Genomic DNA, 14,050 nt, shown 5'->3' with positions numbered 1-14,050 from the left:
TTCTGGGCTATAGTCCGGGTGCCCGCAAAGGGCAAACCTGGAAGGGGAATCAGGTAGATGGCCGCCATGTTTAAACCGATCCGCGCGGTTTTCGCCGCCGCGTTGCTGACTGTCGCCACTTACGCCATCGCGGCGGAATTGCGCGGCGACCACCCGTCGACCTACGTGGTCAAACGGGGCGACACCCTTTGGGACATCTCGGCGCGCTTCCTCAAGAAGCCGTGGCTGTGGCCGGAAATCTGGCAGGCCAATCCGCAGATCAAGAACCCGCACCTCATCTATCCCGGCGACGTGATCTCGCTGGCCTACCTGGACCGCGTGGCCCAGGCCCAGGTCCAGCCGGGCCCGCGCCAGGAAGCGCCGGTCACCGGCGTGCCGCTGGCCGAGATCGAACCGTTCCTGAAGAACCTGCGCGTGGTCGACAAGTTCGAGGACCTGCCCTACGTGGTCGGCCTGGAAGAAGACCGCCTGCGCGTGACCCAGGGCCAGGTCGCCTACATCAAGGGCCTGCCCGAGGCGAGCCCGGGCACCCGCTACGCCGTGGTCCGCCCGACCCAGCGCTACACCCGCCTGGACCGCGTGGCCTGCTGCGACATCATGCGCGCCGCCGATCTGGACTTCCGCGGCAAGCGCACGGTCGACTTCGAAGCGATCTGGACCGACGTGGTGGTGCCGGACAAGGGCCGCGAGCTGCTCGGCTACGAGCTGATGCAGGTCTCCACCGGCACCCTGAGCCGCGGCGCCGTCGGCGGCATGCAGGCCTCGACTCTGGTGATCGACGACACCGGCCGCGAAATCCGCGTCGGCGACCGCCTGATTCCGGTCCAAGCCCAGCCCTACGACCTGCAGTTCTTCCCGCACCCGCCCAAGGCCCAGTTCGACTACGGCCGCGCGCAGGTGCTGTCGGTGGCCGACCTGGTCAAGAGCGGCGGCCCGCGCGACGTGATCGCGCTGTCGGTCGGCGCCCGCGACGGCGTCGACAACGGCACCGTGTTCTCGACCTGGCGCGTGGGCAGCCGCGCGGTGGATCGGGTCAAGGTCGGCCCGGACCGCGACGAGAACACCGTCGGCAAGAACTCGCGCGTGCGTCTGCCGGACGAATTCGCCGGCCACGCGATGGTGTTCCGCACCTTCGACAAGGTCAGCTACGCGCTGATCATGGACGGCGTGCGCCCGACCAAGGTCGGCTTCGAGCTCAAGCATCCGGACTCGCCGTACTGAGTCCGGCGTAGCGGGAGTCCGCGGCGCGGACTTTCCCTACCGATACACGCGACGGCGCCTGCGGGCGCCGTCGTCGTTTGCGGGCTAGGCTGGGGCATGCCCGACGCCGACGCTTCCGCCACGAATTCCACGAACTCCGATTCGCGCCCGTCCGGGCGCAGCGACGGCGCGGCGCGCGCCGAGCGGACGCCCGCGCCTGCGGCCGCCGCGCCCGGGGCCGATCCGCACGCACCCGCCGCGCCCGCCCGCGAGCGCGACGTCGGCGCGGGGTCGCGCAAGGTCGCGGCCGACGCAGCCTCCGACGCGCCCGCCCTGCTGCGCCTGCTCGCCGCCGGCGGCGCCAGCGCGCCGCGGCGCGCCCTGCTCGAGGCCTGCGGCAGCGCCGCCGCGGCGCTGGCCGCGGGCGCGCGTGCGTGGAACGAAGCCGGGCTGTCGCCGCAGCAGATCGAGCGCTTGCGCGCGCCGGCCGGCGAAGCGTTCTGGCGCGAAGCCGGCTGGTGCGGCGATGCCGGGCCGCGCGCGCTGGACTGGCTGGCGCAGCCGGGCCACCGGCTGATCGCCTGGACCGAACCGGACTACCCCGCCCTGCTGCGGCGCGCGCCGAGCCCGCCGCTGGCGCTGTTCGTGGCCGGCGAGGCGGCGCGGCTGTGGCATCCGGCGGTGGCGGTGGTCGGCAGCCGCTCGCCGACTCCGGCCGGCAGCGGCAACGCCGCCGATTTCGCCCGCGCCCTGGCGCGCAGCGGGCTGGCGGTGACCAGCGGCCTGGCCGCCGGCATCGACGCCGCCGCGCACCGCGCCGCGCTCGACGCCGGCGGGCTCACCGTGGCCGTGCTCGGCACCGGGCCGGACATCGCCTACCCGCGCCGCCACGCCGACCTGCTCGCGCGCATCGCCGCCGAAGGCGTGGTGGTCAGCGAATACCCGCCCGGCACCGCGGCCCGTCCGGGGCAGTTCCCGGCGCGCAACCGCATCGTCGCCGGGCTCAGCCTCGGCACCCTGGTGGTCGAGGCGGCGGAGCGCTCCGGCGCCCTGATCACCGCGCGCCTGGCCGCCGAATGCGGGCGCGAGGTGTTCGCCGTGCCCGGCTCGATCCACAACCCGCTCGCGCGCGGCTGCCACCGGCTGATCCGCGAGGGCGCCGGGCTGGTCGAAAGCGCCGCCGAGGTCGCCGCCGCGCTGGCCCCGGTCGCGGCCGAGCTCGCCGACGGCTTGCGCCGGCGCCTGGCCGCCCCCATTGACAGTGGCCACGCGGCGGTCATACACGCCGGTCAGGATGATTCCAGTCCCGTCTCAGGAGACTCCGATCCTCCCGATTTCGCCGACCCGGACTACCAGTCCTTGTGGAACGCGCTGGGATTCGACCCTACCGGTATGGATGAACTGGTCCGCCGTACCGCATTGACGACCGCGGAACTGTCCTCCATGCTGCTGGTCATGGAGCTTGAGGGTCGCGTTTCGGCGCAGCACGGCCGTTACTTCCGCAACCGCTGAACTCGTATCGGTGCCGCACACCGGCGGTTCACCCGGCCAATCAGCAAGTTCTGACCCACCGCGCCGCATGCGGCGCAGGCCGAGGGAAATGAAAGAGAGCATCCTGGACGTCCTGCTGTACCTGTTCGAGCACTACTTCACCGAGGATGCGGACCTCGTCCGCGACCGCGATTCGCTCCGCAGCGGCCCGCTGTTCGAAGAACTGGGCCAGGCCGGTTTCAGCCCCGCCGAGATCAACAAAGCCATCGAATGGCTCGACGCCCTGGCCCAGCAGCGGCCGAGCGTCAGCCGTCCGAGCGCGGGCGGACCGACCCGGATCTACTTCGGGCCCGAACTCGACAAGCTCGATGTCGAGTGCCGCGGCTTCCTGCTTTTCCTGGAACAACACGGCATCCTCGACGCGGACCAGCGCGAGCTGGTGCTCGACCGCGCGATGGCGCTGGACCAGGACGAACTCGACCTGGACGACCTCAAATGGGTCGTGCTGATGGTGCTGTTCAACCAGCCCGGGTCCGAGGCGGCTTACGCCTGGATGGAAACCCAGATGTTCGAGGACGAGCCCGAGCCGGTGCACTGAGCCCGGCCGGACCGGCGCCGCCCCAGGGCGGCCCGGTCGCGTCCCCCGCCGGCACGGCCGCAGCGCCGTGCCGGGCTTCGCTTTCCGCGATGTTCGCCGCGCCCGTCCGCGTGCGGCCTTCCCTCCGAAACCGTATCGCTCGCTCGCGCGACGCAGTCGGCGCACCCGTCGGTCGCCGCCTTCGCGCCCATCCGTCGCCGAGCGGCCTGCGCGGCTGTGCGCCATCTGGCGTTTTGTGCGCTGCGTGGTAGTTTCATGCGGCTCGCGCGTGCCGGGGTGGCCGCGCGCAGCGCCATTGCGCAACGCTGACGCGACTTCGACGCAGCGGCGCTTTCTATGACAGGGACGCCCGCGGCCGCCGCAACGCCGGCCGCGGATTTGGGGGGAACGGCAATGACGAACTGGTACTACCACGATCCTTCGCAGGGCCGGGTCGGCCCGATCGACGGGGACGCCGTGCGCGAGCATTTCCGCGCCGGCCGGATCCAGCGCGACACCTTGGTCTGGCGCGAAGGGCTGCGCGAATGGCAGCCGCTGCAACGCCTGGAAAACGAACTCGGGCTCGGCGCGACGCCGCCGCCGTTGCCTTTGGACATCGCCGCCGCGCCTGCGGCCACGCCCGCGCCCGCCGCCGCGCCCTCATCGCACGGACGCGCCGACTTCACCGCCGCGCTCGATGCGGCCGAGGCGCCGCGCCCGCAGCCGTCCGCGCCGTCGCCGTCCGCGTCGGATGCGACCGGGTCGAGCGCCGCGCAGCCGAACGCAACGCCGGCGAGCGCGGCACCGTCGAACGCAGCGCCATCGGCTGCGGGGTCCGCGCCCGCGGCTTCCGGCCCGTCGCAGCCGCAACGCAGCGTCAGCCCGGCCGACTACGCCCCGGCCCATGTCGCCCGCCGCCAGTCCGCGCCGCCGCCCAAGCGCGGGATGTCGGGCTGCGCGATCGCGCTGATCGTGCTCGCGGTGCTGGCGGTGCCGGTGATCGGCATCCTCGCCGCGATCGCGATACCCGCGTACCAGGACTACACCCACCGCGCCAAACTCACCGGCGCGCTGTCCGCCAGCAACGACTACAAGCTGCAAGTCGCGCAGTACTACGCCGCGCACCAGAAGTGTCCGACCAACGCCAGCGACGGGTTCCGCCCGGCGGCCGACTACGCGTCCGCGCAGATCGCCTCGGTCCAGTTCGGCCGGCTCAAGGACGGCGGCGAATGCGCGATCCAGCTGGAACTGCGCGGCTTCAACCGCCCGCAGCTGGACGGCCGCAAGATCTGGCTGTCGTTCGAACCGGCCAGCGCGCAGTGGACCTGCAGTTCCGACGTCGAGCGCGCCTCGCTGCTGCCGCAGGCCTGCCGCAACTGAGCGCACGGCGCGCGCCGAGGGTTCGGCGCGCGTCGACGGCGGCGCCCAAAGCCCGCCACGAGTCCACCCCGGCGCCGCCATGCGCCGCCGCATCGCGACGGCGCGGCGGCGCGCCGCGCCAACCGCCATGATCGGCCAGCGCGGCGATGGCATCATGGCCGCCGAACGAGACGAGGAAACGGACGCCGCGATGGCTCAGTGGTACTACAGCGACGAAGAGCGCAACCGGCACGGGCCGCTGGAACCGGCGCGGATGATCGAGCTGCACCAGCGCGGCGAGCTGCGCGCCGACACCCTGGTCTGGCGCGACGGCCTCAGCCAGTGGCGGCCGTGGCGCGAGCTGGCCGGCGAATTGGTCGCCGCCCCGGGCTTCGCCGCCGCGGCCGATCCCGGCGCGGCCGAACAGGCCAGCGCCGAGCGCACCGCCCAGGCGGTCGCGGCCGCGATCGCCCAGGCCGAAGGCAGCAGTGCCGCGCCCGCCGCATTGCCCTCGCCGAGCGCAGCCGCCATCTCCGCCGCCGCGCAGGCCGATGCCGACGGCGGCGCCGCCACGACCGCCGACGCCGCCACCGCCACGCCGACCGCGACCGATCCGCACTCGCCCTACAGCGCCCCGCGCGCCGAGGTCGCCGAACACAGCGAAGTGGTCCAGGGCCAGGACGTGGTCCCGGGCGGCTTCTGGCGCCGCGTCGCCGCCTACCTGATCGATTCGACCCTGGTCGGCGTCGCCTACTACAGCGTGTTCACCGCGCTGATGCTGCTGGTGTTCGCGCTCGGCCTGTTCGGCGACAGCAGCCAGTGGCTGGAGAACAGCAGCGTGCTGTCGGCGGTCATGATCGTGCTCGGCTACGGCGTGTACGGCTTGATCAGCATCGGCTACTACGCCGGCCTGGAGTCCTCGTCGATGCAGGCCACCCTGGGCAAGCTCGCGGTCGGGATCAAGGTCGTCGACGCCGGCGGCGCGCGCCTGAGCCGCGGCCGCGCGTTCGCGCGCTGGGCGTCCTCGTTCGCCAGCTATGCGAGCTTCGGCGTCGGCTACCTGATGGCCGCCTTCACCGAGCGCAAGCGCGGCCTGCACGACCTGATCGCCGGCACCCAGGTGGTCGACCGCTGGGCCTACACCGCCCGCGCCGACTTCCAGCGCCGCGACCTCGGCCCGGTGACCTGGGTGGTGCTGATCCTCGGCGGACTGGTCTGGCTCGGCGTGGTCGGCTTCATGGCCGCGATCTTCGCCTTGGGCATGCGCTGAGCGTGGCCGGGCCGCGATCACAGCCGTGCGAAACTGAACGGGGCACACTTCGTCACGTGCCCTTGAGGCAATTCGATGCCACTTTAGGGCCCCCGAACCGGCCCCGGCCGGATCGTCCAGCTTGACAGCCGCGGCCGCCTCGTGATTCCACTAGAAAAAGGAAACCTGAACGCCCGCGGCCGAACGTCGCGGGCGTCGCCTTCTTAACCCCCTGCCGCGCCGGCCCCGGCCAGCGTCGCCGCCCCCACCGAGAAAGAGCAGTCGAGCAGCGCCCCGCCCCGGGCCCTGCGGAGTCCCAATGGCCAAGAACCTCCTCATCGTCGAGTCGCCCGCCAAGGCCAAGACGATCAACAAGTACCTCGGCAAGGACTTCACCGTCCTGGCCTCCTACGGCCACGTCCGCGACCTGGTGCCGAAAGAGGGCGCGGTCGATCCGGACAACCACTTCGCGATGGAATACGCGGTCATCGAGAAGAACGAGAAACACGTCGACGCGATCGCCAAGGCCGCCAAGAGCGCCGACCACCTGTTCCTGGCGACCGACCCGGACCGCGAAGGCGAGGCGATCAGCTGGCACATCGGCGAGATCCTGCGCGAGCGCGGCCTGCTCGAAGGCAAGCCGCTGCAGCGGGTGGTGTTCACCGAAATCACCCCGCGCGCGATCAAGGAAGCGATGAACCAGCCGCGCGCGATCGCCGCGCCGCTGGTCGACGCGCAGCAGGCGCGCCGCGCGCTCGACTACCTGGTCGGCTTCAATCTCTCGCCGGTGCTGTGGCGCAAGGTCCAGCGCGGCCTGTCCGCCGGCCGCGTGCAATCGCCGGCGCTGCGCATGATCGTCGAGCGCGAGGAGGAGATCGAAGCCTTCGTCGCGCGCGAGTACTGGACCGTCGAAGCCGAGCTCGCGCATCCGCAGCAGGCCTTCACCGCCCGCCTCAACAAGCTCGACGGCAAGAAGTTCGAACAGTTCACCATCACCGACGGCGAGACCGCCGAGGCCGCGCGCAAGCGCCTGGTCGCCGCGGCCAACGGCGCGCTGCACGTCACCGACGTCACCAGCAAGGAACGCAAGCGCCGCCCGGCCGCGCCGTTCACCACCTCGACCCTGCAGCAGGAAGCCTCGCGCAAGCTCGGCTTCACCACCTCGCGGACCATGCGCGTGGCGCAGAAGCTGTACGAGGGCATGGCGCTCGGCGACGAGGGCACGGTCGGCCTCATCAGCTATATGCGTACCGACTCGGTGAGCCTGTCGCAGGAGGCGGTGGCCGAGATCCGCGACGTGATCGCGCGCGACTACGGCACCAAGGCGCTGCCGGACAAGCCCAACACCTACCAGACCAAGTCGAAGAACGCGCAAGAGGCGCACGAAGCGATCCGTCCGACCTCCGCGCTGCGCACGCCGGCGCAGGTCGCGCGTTTCCTCGACGACGACGGCCGGCGTCTGTACGAGCTGATCTGGAAGCGCGCGGTCGCCTCGCAGATGGTGCCGGCCACGCTCAACACCGTCAGCGTCGATCTGGCCGCCGGTTCCGAGCACAGCTTCCGCGCCTCGGGCACCACCGTGGTCGATCCGGGCTTCCTCGCCGTGTACGAGGAAGGCAAGGACGCCAAGGCCGCCGAGGACGAAGACGAAGGCCGCAAGCTGCCGGCGATGAAGACCGGCGACCGCATCCCGCTCGACCGTATCCACGCCGACCAGCACTTCACCGAGCCGCCGCCGCGCTACTCGGAAGCCTCGCTGGTGAAGACGCTCGAGGAATACGGCATCGGCCGTCCCTCGACCTACGCCTCGATCATCCAGACCCTGCTGTTCCGTAAGTACGTCGAGCTCGACAGCCGCCGCTTCCGTCCGACCGACGTCGGCCGCGCGGTGTCCAAGTTCCTGTCCGGCCATTTCACCCGCTACGTCGATTACGACTTCACCGCCAAGCTCGAGGACGAGCTCGATGCGGTGTCGCGCGGCGAGGAGGAATGGGTGCCGCTGATGGAGCGGTTCTGGGAGCCGTTCAAGAAGCTGGTCGAGGAGAAGAAGGAATCGGTCGATCGCAGCGAGGCCACCGGCGCGCGCGAGCTCGGCACCGATCCCAAGAGCGGCAAGCCGGTCAGCGTGCGCCTGGGCCGCTACGGGCCGTACGCGCAGATCGGCACCGCTGAGGACGAGGAGAAGCCGACCTTCGCCTCGCTGCGTCCGGGCCAGAGCATGCACACCATTTCGCTGGAGGAGTCGCTGGAGCTGTTCAAGCTGCCGCGCAAGCTCGGCCAGCACAACGGCGAGGAAGTCAGCGTCGGCATCGGCCGCTTCGGCCCGTTCGCCAAACTCGGCAGCACCTACGCGTCGCTGAAGAAGGAAGACGACCCGTACACCATCGACCTGGCGCGCGCGGTGTTCCTGATCGAGGAGAAGGAGGAGATCGCGCGCAACCGCATCATCAAGCAGTTCGACGGCAGCGACATCCAGGTGCTCAACGGCCGCTTCGGCCCGTACATCAGCGACGGCAAGCTCAACGGCCGCATCCCCAAGGACCGCGAGCCGGCGTCGCTGACGTTCGAGGAAGTGACCAAGCTGCTCGAGGAAACCGGCAAGCCGGTGCGCGGCCGCTTCGGCAAGAAGACCGCGGCGAAGAAGGAACCGGCGAAGAAGGCCGCGGCCAAGAAGGCGGCCAAGAGCGCCGACGGCGAAGCGCCGGCCAAGAAGGCCGTCGCGAAGAAGGCGCCGGCCAAGAAGGCGGCGAAGAAGGTCGTCAAGAAGGCCGCGGCGAAGACCGCGGCTGCGAAGACCGCGGCCGCGAAGACGACGGCGGCCAAGGCGCCGGCGAAGAAGGCGGTCAAGAAAGTGGCGAAGAAGGCTGCGGCGAAGAAGTAAGCCGCGGTCGCGCGCGCCGCGCGTTGCGCGGTGCGGGCATGCAGAAGCGGGCGCTTTCGGGCGTCCGCTTTTTGTTTGGGCGCTGCGTGGGCGATGGATGGGTTTGTCGTGGTTGTTTTGTCGCGGTCGCGGCTTGCGCCGCTCCTACAGGGAGCCCATGTAGGAGCGGCGCGAGCCGCGACCGCGACAATGCGACAACGACGAAACTCAGCAACAACGCGAACGCCCGAACGCCAGCGGCCAATCGCCGCACCCCACCCCATCATCCGTGACGCACCCCGCGTTTCCCGCATCCCGGCGCCCACCGCACGCCCGCGCATGTCCCCCCAGGCGACGCTCCGCACAGAATCGCCCGCCCCCGGCCACTAGGATCGGGCCGCATAAACGCCGGGGCGCCGCCGCGCGGCCGCACCCGTCCCGAGACGCGATCGCAATCGCGCCGGAAGCACGCCATCGCGAATCTGTTGGGGGGCCCGTCATCTTGCCCATCGACAGGAGTCGCCATGACCCGCATCCAACGCTGCACCCTGCTGTCCGCCGCCGTCGCCCTGTGCGCGGCCGCGCTGCCTGCCTCCACCGCATTCGCCCACGGCTCGTTCGTCAATCCGCAGAGCCGCATCTACAAGTGTTATCTGGGCAACAAGGAGAATCCCTCCGACCCGGCCTGCCGCGCCGCCTGGGCCGTGGCCGGCTCGCAGCTGTTCTACGACTGGAACGGCATCAACCAGGCCAACGCCAACAGCAACCATCAGGCCGTGGTGCCCGACGGCAAGCTGTGCAGCGGCAACAACCCGACCTTCCGCGGCCTCGACATCGTGCGCAGCGATTGGCAGACCACCACCGTGCGCTCGGGCAGCAGCTACACCTTCACCTTCTACGCCACCGCGCCGCACGCGACCAAGGACTGGACGTTCTACGTGACCCGGCAGGGCTGGAACCCGAACACCGCGCTGCGCTGGGGCGACCTGCAGCAGTTCTGCAAGACCGGCTCGATCCCGCTGTCGGCCGGCAACAACTACCACATCACCTGCACCCTGCCGGCGCGCAGCGGCCGCCACGTGATCTACAACACCTGGCAGCGCTCGGATTCGACCGAGGCGTTCTATACCTGCATGGACGTCAACTTCAACAGCTCGGTCGCCGACGCCAAGTCGCCGTGGCGCGAGGCCGGTCCGCTCAACGTGGTCAACGATTATCCGGCCGGCACCGCGGTGACCCTGCGCGTGTTCAATCCCGACGGCAGCGACGCGGAGAAGATCGAAACCGTGCTGCGCGCCGGCGAGACCTCGACCGCGCAATGGCCGCAACGCGTCGCCGAACAAGTCAACGCGCGCGCCAAGTTCGCCCGCATCGGCCAGCAGCGCGGCGGCCAGGTGCAGGCGCAGTCGGGCACCGACAACCGCGTGTACCTCAGCGGCAATCGCTCCTACGCGTTCGACGTGCGCTTGCCCGAATCGGCCAAGCCCGCGGTCGATCACGCCCACCACGGCCACTGAAGCGACGGCGTCGCGGCGGCGCCCTGCGCGCCGCCGCGACGCGTGCGACACTGCGTTTTTCCCGCAGGACCGCCGCATGCCCGCTCCGTCCCTGAGCATCGAACAATCCGCCGCGGCGCTCGCCCGCGGCGGCGTGCTGGTGTATCCGACCGAAGCGGTGTGGGGCATCGGCTGCGATCCGTTCGACCAGGACGCGGTGCTGCGGCTGCTGGCGATCAAGCAGCGGCCGGTCGACAAGGGCGTGATCCTGATCGCCGCGTCGCTGGAGCAACTCGACGCGCTGGTCGACTGGGACGCGCTGCCGCCCGAACGCGCGCAGGCGGTGCGCGCGAGCTGGCCCGGCCCGCACACCTGGGCGGTGCCGGCGACCGCGGCGGTGCCGGCGTGGATCAGCGGCGCGCACCGCAGCGTCGCCGTGCGGGTCAGCGCGCACGCGCAGGCCAGCGCGCTGTGCCGCGCGCACGGCGGGCCGCTGGTGTCGACCAGCGCCAACCTCGCCGGGCAACCGCCGGCGTTCCGCCGCGACCAACTCGACCGCGCCGTGCTGGCCCTGGCCGACGGCGTCTGCGAAGGCGAAACCGGCGGACTGGACGCGCCGACGCCGATCCGGGTCGCGCTGACCGGCGAAGTGCTGCGCGGCTGAGCCGCGGCGCGCGCCGTAGGCGCTTCGCAGCCGCACTTCGCGCCCGTACCTCGCGCTGGCGCCTCGCGCCCGCATCCCGCGCCCACGCGTGCGCAGCTCGCGCCTGCGGCGCCCGCGCACGCCGCTCCGACACCGCCGCGACCGCCGCCGTGCCAGGCTCGCGTCGACCCGCTCAGGAGCCGCGCGATGTCCTCCCTTCCGGCCTGGTCGATCTGGGCCCTGCTTTCGGCCGTCTTCGCCGCACTGACCGCGGTGTTGGCCAAGGTCGGCGTCGCCGGCATCTCCGCCGACTATGCGACGCTGGTGCGCAGCCTCGTCATCCTGCTGGTGCTGGCGCTGCTGGTGCCGCTGACCGGGCAGTGGGTCGATCCGCGCAGCCTGCCGGCGCGCTCGCTGCTGTTCCTGGTGCTGTCGGGGCTGGCGACCGGCGCCTCGTGGCTGTGCTACTACCGCGCCCTGCAGCTCGGCGAGGTCGCCCAGGTGGCGCCGGTCGACAAGCTCAGCGTGGTGCTGGCGGCGCTGTTCGCGGTGGCCTTTCTCGGCGAACGGCCGTCGCCGCGCGAATGGCTGGGCCTGCTGCTGGTCGGCGGCGGCGTCGCGGTGCTGGTCTGGCGGCGCTGAACCGCCGCCGGACCGCGCCGGGCGCGGCTTTTCCCTAACGCATTCGTGGCGCAAGATGCGCACATGCGCTTCGTCCCGCTCCGTCGTCTCCGCATCGCCGCCTTTGTCGCCGGCGCGTGCCTGCTCGCGAGCGGTGCGGGCCTGGCCGCCGACGCGCCGGCCAGGCCCGCTGGCGACGTGCTGATCTACCGCTGCACCGACGACCAGGGCCGGCTGAGCCTGCGCGACACGCCCTGCGCCGCCGGCCAGCGCCAGCAGACGGTCAGCATGGCGCGGCCGGTGGATCCGCCGCCGCGTCCGCTCGAAGCCGCGCCGGCGCCGGCGCAGCCCGCGCGCGCCGGCAACCCGCCGCCGCAGTACCTGGTGGTGCGCACGCCGCAGCCGATGTACGACTGCGTGCGCCCCGACGGCAGCCGCTACGTCAGCGACAACGGCGACGGCAACCCGCGCATGATGCCGGTCGTCGACGTCGGCGTTCCGTATTACGAAGGCACCTCGCTCGGCCGCCGCATCGGCGCGCCGACGCCGCGCCTGGGCGATCCGGCCGGGCGCATCGACACCGGCGTGCGCGTGGCCGACTCGTCGACCCGCATCGCCATCGGCGGCCGCCACGGCCACGTCTCGTATTCCAGCAACAGCGGCTACGTCGTCCCCGGCGGCTATTACGGCTACGCGGGCTACTACAACCAACTGGTGCGCGACGAATGCCATCGGCTGCCGCAGCAGGAAGTGTGCGCGCGGCTGCGCGACCAGCGCTGGCAAGGCGACCGCCGCTACAACAGCGCCTTGCAGAGCGAGCGCAACGCGATCACCGCCGAACAGCGCGGCATCGACGCGCGCCTCAACGAAGATTGCGGAGCTTACTGATGCGCGTGTGGGGTTTGTGGGCGTTGTTGCTGGCCGCCGGCGGCGCGCAGGCTCAGGGCAAGGTGGTGATCTATCGCTGCACCGACGCGATCGGCCAGCTCACCGTACAGAACAACACGCCCTGCCCCAAGGGCAGCACCCAGGAAAAACGCGTCATCGAGGACGCGCCGGTGTCGTCGGCGCCGCCGACGGTGATCACCGGGCCGGGCCAGTATTCCTCGCCCGCGCCCGCTGCGCCGCCGATGCATCCGCCGGTGTCGTCGCAGCTGCCGCAAGTGGCGCGCCCGCCGCAGGCGCAGCCGCCGGCGACCGCGCCCGCGCCGCTGCCGAAGTCGTCGATCGCCGACGCCGACCGGCTGCCGCCGCCGGCGCTGTTCGAATGCCGCACCTACGACAACGGCCGCTACCTCAACGACGACGGCAAGCCGCCGCAGCGCTGCGCGCCGTTGCAGACCACGGGCCTGGGCAGCGTCGGCAGCGGCGCCGGCGTGGCCTGCCAGATGGTCGACGACCAATGCCAGCGCATCCCCGACGAACGCCTGTGCGAGAGCTGGAAACAGCGCCTGCGCGAAGCCGAGTCGGCGCTGCGCTTCGGCCGCGCCGACGGGCGCGACGCTTCGGCCGCGGAGTATGCGCGGATCCAGCGGATCGTCGTCGAGAGCACCTGCGGCAAGTGAGCGCGGCTGCGACGCGGACGATCGCGGCTGGACAGCCGATCGGCTTGAATCGGCGCGCCGCAGACAGCGCGCCGGCTTACGGCATCGCGCCGCGAACGCCGCGGCGCGTCGTTCAAAACCCGTAACGCAAGAACCCGCCGTCGACCGCGATGCATTCGCCGGTGATGTAGCCCGCCGCCGGCAGGCACAGGAACGCGACCGCCGCGGCGACTTCCTCCGGCTCGCCGATGCGCCCGGCCGGGGTGCGCAGCAGCACTTCGTCGAGGTAGTCCGGATCGGCCAGCTTGTCGGAGGTGCGGCGGGTGCGGATGTACCACGGCGCCACCGCGTTGACGCGGATGCCGTCCTCGGCCCACTCCACCGCCAGGTTGCGGGTCATCTGGTGCATCGCCGCCTTGCTCATGCCGTACGGCGAGCCGGTGCGCACCGCGGTCGTGCCGGACACGCTGCCGACGTTGACGATGCACGAGGCGGCGTGGCGGGTCAGCAGCGCATGCGCGTAGCGCGAGAGTTCGAACGCGGAGAACAGGTTGATCTCGAACACCTGCCGCCACTCGTCCTCGGTGTAGTCGTTGGTCGGCTTGCTGAGGTTGCCGCCGGCGTTGTTGACCAGGATGTGCAGGCCTTCGCCGAAGTCCTCGACCCAGTCCAGCAGCTCGCGCCGTTGCTCGTCGTCGGCGACGTCGGCGACGAAGCCCTGCACTTCGCGGTCGGGGAAGTCTTCGATCAGCTCGGCGCGCGCCGACTCCAGCGCGGCCGCGTCGCGCGCGGCCAGCAGCACGTCGGCGCCGAAGCCCAGCAGCTCGCGCGCGATCGCCCGGCCGATGCCGGCACTGCCGCCGGTGACCAGGGCGATCTGCCCGTCCAATCGCCAACGTTTGGGGTCCATCGGTGCCTCCGGTACGGTCGTTGCGGGTTGCGGTGTGCGGGTGATGTAGAAGCCGCCGCGCGCGCGGCGCGCGACCGGCGTAGCATACCGGCCAACCTGT

The 14,050-nt window shown here is 71.5% G+C and carries 12 protein-coding genes; 11 read left to right on the top strand and 1 reads right to left on the bottom strand.

The window, feature by feature from the left end; translation table 11 throughout:
• Positions 1-66: 66 nt before the first annotated feature.
• The 11 genes from JHW38_RS18845 to JHW38_RS18795 all read left to right on the top strand — a co-directional run bounded on the left by JHW38_RS18845 (position 67) and on the right by JHW38_RS18795 (position 13,061).
• Positions 67-1,221, top strand: coding sequence for a LysM peptidoglycan-binding domain-containing protein (locus tag JHW38_RS18845; protein WP_207522850.1), 1,155 nt, complete (start codon positions 67-69; stop codon positions 1,219-1,221).
• A 96-nt stretch (positions 1,222-1,317) separates the two neighbouring features.
• A complete protein-coding gene (gene dprA / locus JHW38_RS18840) occupies positions 1,318-2,712 on the top strand; it encodes a DNA-processing protein DprA (RefSeq protein WP_207522849.1) in 1,395 nt (464 codons plus the stop codon).
• Positions 2,713-2,800: 88 nt separating this feature from the next.
• Positions 2,801-3,289: a DUF494 family protein gene (locus JHW38_RS18835; RefSeq protein WP_207522848.1), complete on the top strand. Its 489-nt coding sequence runs from the start codon at positions 2,801-2,803 to the stop codon at positions 3,287-3,289.
• Positions 3,290-3,682: 393 nt separating this feature from the next.
• Positions 3,683-4,648 carry a GYF domain-containing protein gene (locus JHW38_RS18830; RefSeq protein WP_207522847.1) on the top strand — a complete coding sequence of 322 codons (966 nt, stop codon included), beginning with the start codon at positions 3,683-3,685 and terminating at the stop codon, positions 4,646-4,648.
• A 154-nt stretch (positions 4,649-4,802) separates the two neighbouring features.
• Positions 4,803-5,897, top strand: coding sequence for an RDD family protein (locus tag JHW38_RS18825; RefSeq protein WP_207522846.1), 1,095 nt, complete (start codon positions 4,803-4,805; stop codon positions 5,895-5,897).
• A gap of 298 nt (positions 5,898-6,195) precedes the next feature.
• The gene (locus JHW38_RS18820; RefSeq protein WP_207522845.1) at positions 6,196-8,757 is read left to right on the top strand and encodes a DNA topoisomerase I; all 2,562 of its coding nucleotides are present in this window, start codon (positions 6,196-6,198) and stop codon (positions 8,755-8,757) included.
• Positions 8,758-9,260: 503 nt separating this feature from the next.
• Complete coding sequence (locus JHW38_RS18815) at positions 9,261-10,253, top strand: lytic polysaccharide monooxygenase (RefSeq protein WP_207522844.1); 993 nt, start codon at positions 9,261-9,263, stop codon at positions 10,251-10,253.
• A gap of 76 nt (positions 10,254-10,329) precedes the next feature.
• Positions 10,330-10,896 carry a Sua5/YciO/YrdC/YwlC family protein gene (locus JHW38_RS18810; protein WP_207522843.1) on the top strand — a complete coding sequence of 189 codons (567 nt, stop codon included), beginning with the start codon at positions 10,330-10,332 and terminating at the stop codon, positions 10,894-10,896.
• 186 nt (positions 10,897-11,082) lie between these two features.
• Positions 11,083-11,517: an EamA family transporter gene (locus JHW38_RS18805; protein WP_207522842.1), complete on the top strand. Its 435-nt coding sequence runs from the start codon at positions 11,083-11,085 to the stop codon at positions 11,515-11,517.
• A 63-nt stretch (positions 11,518-11,580) separates the two neighbouring features.
• Positions 11,581-12,384, top strand: coding sequence for a DUF4124 domain-containing protein (locus JHW38_RS18800; protein ID WP_207522841.1), 804 nt, complete (start codon positions 11,581-11,583; stop codon positions 12,382-12,384).
• Positions 12,384-13,061, top strand: coding sequence for a DUF4124 domain-containing protein (locus JHW38_RS18795; RefSeq protein WP_207522840.1), 678 nt, complete (start codon positions 12,384-12,386; stop codon positions 13,059-13,061). The genes JHW38_RS18800 and JHW38_RS18795 overlap by 1 nt, the downstream gene beginning before the upstream one ends.
• A gap of 112 nt (positions 13,062-13,173) precedes the next feature.
• Here JHW38_RS18795 and JHW38_RS18790 read toward each other — a convergent pair whose 3' ends face one another.
• Positions 13,174-13,950: an SDR family oxidoreductase gene (locus tag JHW38_RS18790; protein WP_207522839.1), complete on the bottom strand. Its 777-nt coding sequence runs from the start codon at positions 13,948-13,950 to the stop codon at positions 13,174-13,176.
• Positions 13,951-14,050 lie beyond the last annotated feature (100 nt).

This window comes from Lysobacter enzymogenes, assembly GCF_017355525.1.
GTDB lineage: Bacteria > Pseudomonadota > Gammaproteobacteria > Xanthomonadales > Xanthomonadaceae > Lysobacter > Lysobacter enzymogenes_C.
The sequence above is the reverse complement of the archived record's forward strand: the minus strand, read 5'-3'. Positions and strand labels throughout refer to the sequence as shown.

What these genes read in the sequence shown, in the direction of transcription:
- JHW38_RS18845 (WP_207522850.1), top strand. Translation starts at nt 67, where the DNA reads ATGTTTAAACCGATCCGCGCGGTTTTCGCCGCCGCGTTGCTGACTGTC.
- dprA (WP_207522849.1), top strand. Translation starts at nt 1,318, where the DNA reads ATGCCCGACGCCGACGCTTCCGCCACGAATTCCACGAACTCCGATTCG.
- JHW38_RS18835 (WP_207522848.1), top strand. Translation starts at nt 2,801, where the DNA reads ATGAAAGAGAGCATCCTGGACGTCCTGCTGTACCTGTTCGAGCACTAC.
- JHW38_RS18830 (WP_207522847.1), top strand. Translation starts at nt 3,683, where the DNA reads ATGACGAACTGGTACTACCACGATCCTTCGCAGGGCCGGGTCGGCCCG.
- JHW38_RS18825 (WP_207522846.1), top strand. Translation starts at nt 4,803, where the DNA reads ATGGCCGCCGAACGAGACGAGGAAACGGACGCCGCGATGGCTCAGTGG.
- JHW38_RS18820 (WP_207522845.1), top strand. Translation starts at nt 6,196, where the DNA reads ATGGCCAAGAACCTCCTCATCGTCGAGTCGCCCGCCAAGGCCAAGACG.
- JHW38_RS18815 (WP_207522844.1), top strand. Translation starts at nt 9,261, where the DNA reads ATGACCCGCATCCAACGCTGCACCCTGCTGTCCGCCGCCGTCGCCCTG.
- JHW38_RS18810 (WP_207522843.1), top strand. Translation starts at nt 10,330, where the DNA reads ATGCCCGCTCCGTCCCTGAGCATCGAACAATCCGCCGCGGCGCTCGCC.
- JHW38_RS18805 (WP_207522842.1), top strand. Translation starts at nt 11,083, where the DNA reads ATGTCCTCCCTTCCGGCCTGGTCGATCTGGGCCCTGCTTTCGGCCGTC.
- JHW38_RS18800 (WP_207522841.1), top strand. Translation starts at nt 11,581, where the DNA reads ATGCGCTTCGTCCCGCTCCGTCGTCTCCGCATCGCCGCCTTTGTCGCC.
- JHW38_RS18795 (WP_207522840.1), top strand. Translation starts at nt 12,384, where the DNA reads ATGCGCGTGTGGGGTTTGTGGGCGTTGTTGCTGGCCGCCGGCGGCGCG.
- JHW38_RS18790 (WP_207522839.1), bottom strand. Translation starts at nt 13,950, where the DNA reads ATGGACCCCAAACGTTGGCGATTGGACGGGCAGATCGCCCTGGTCACC.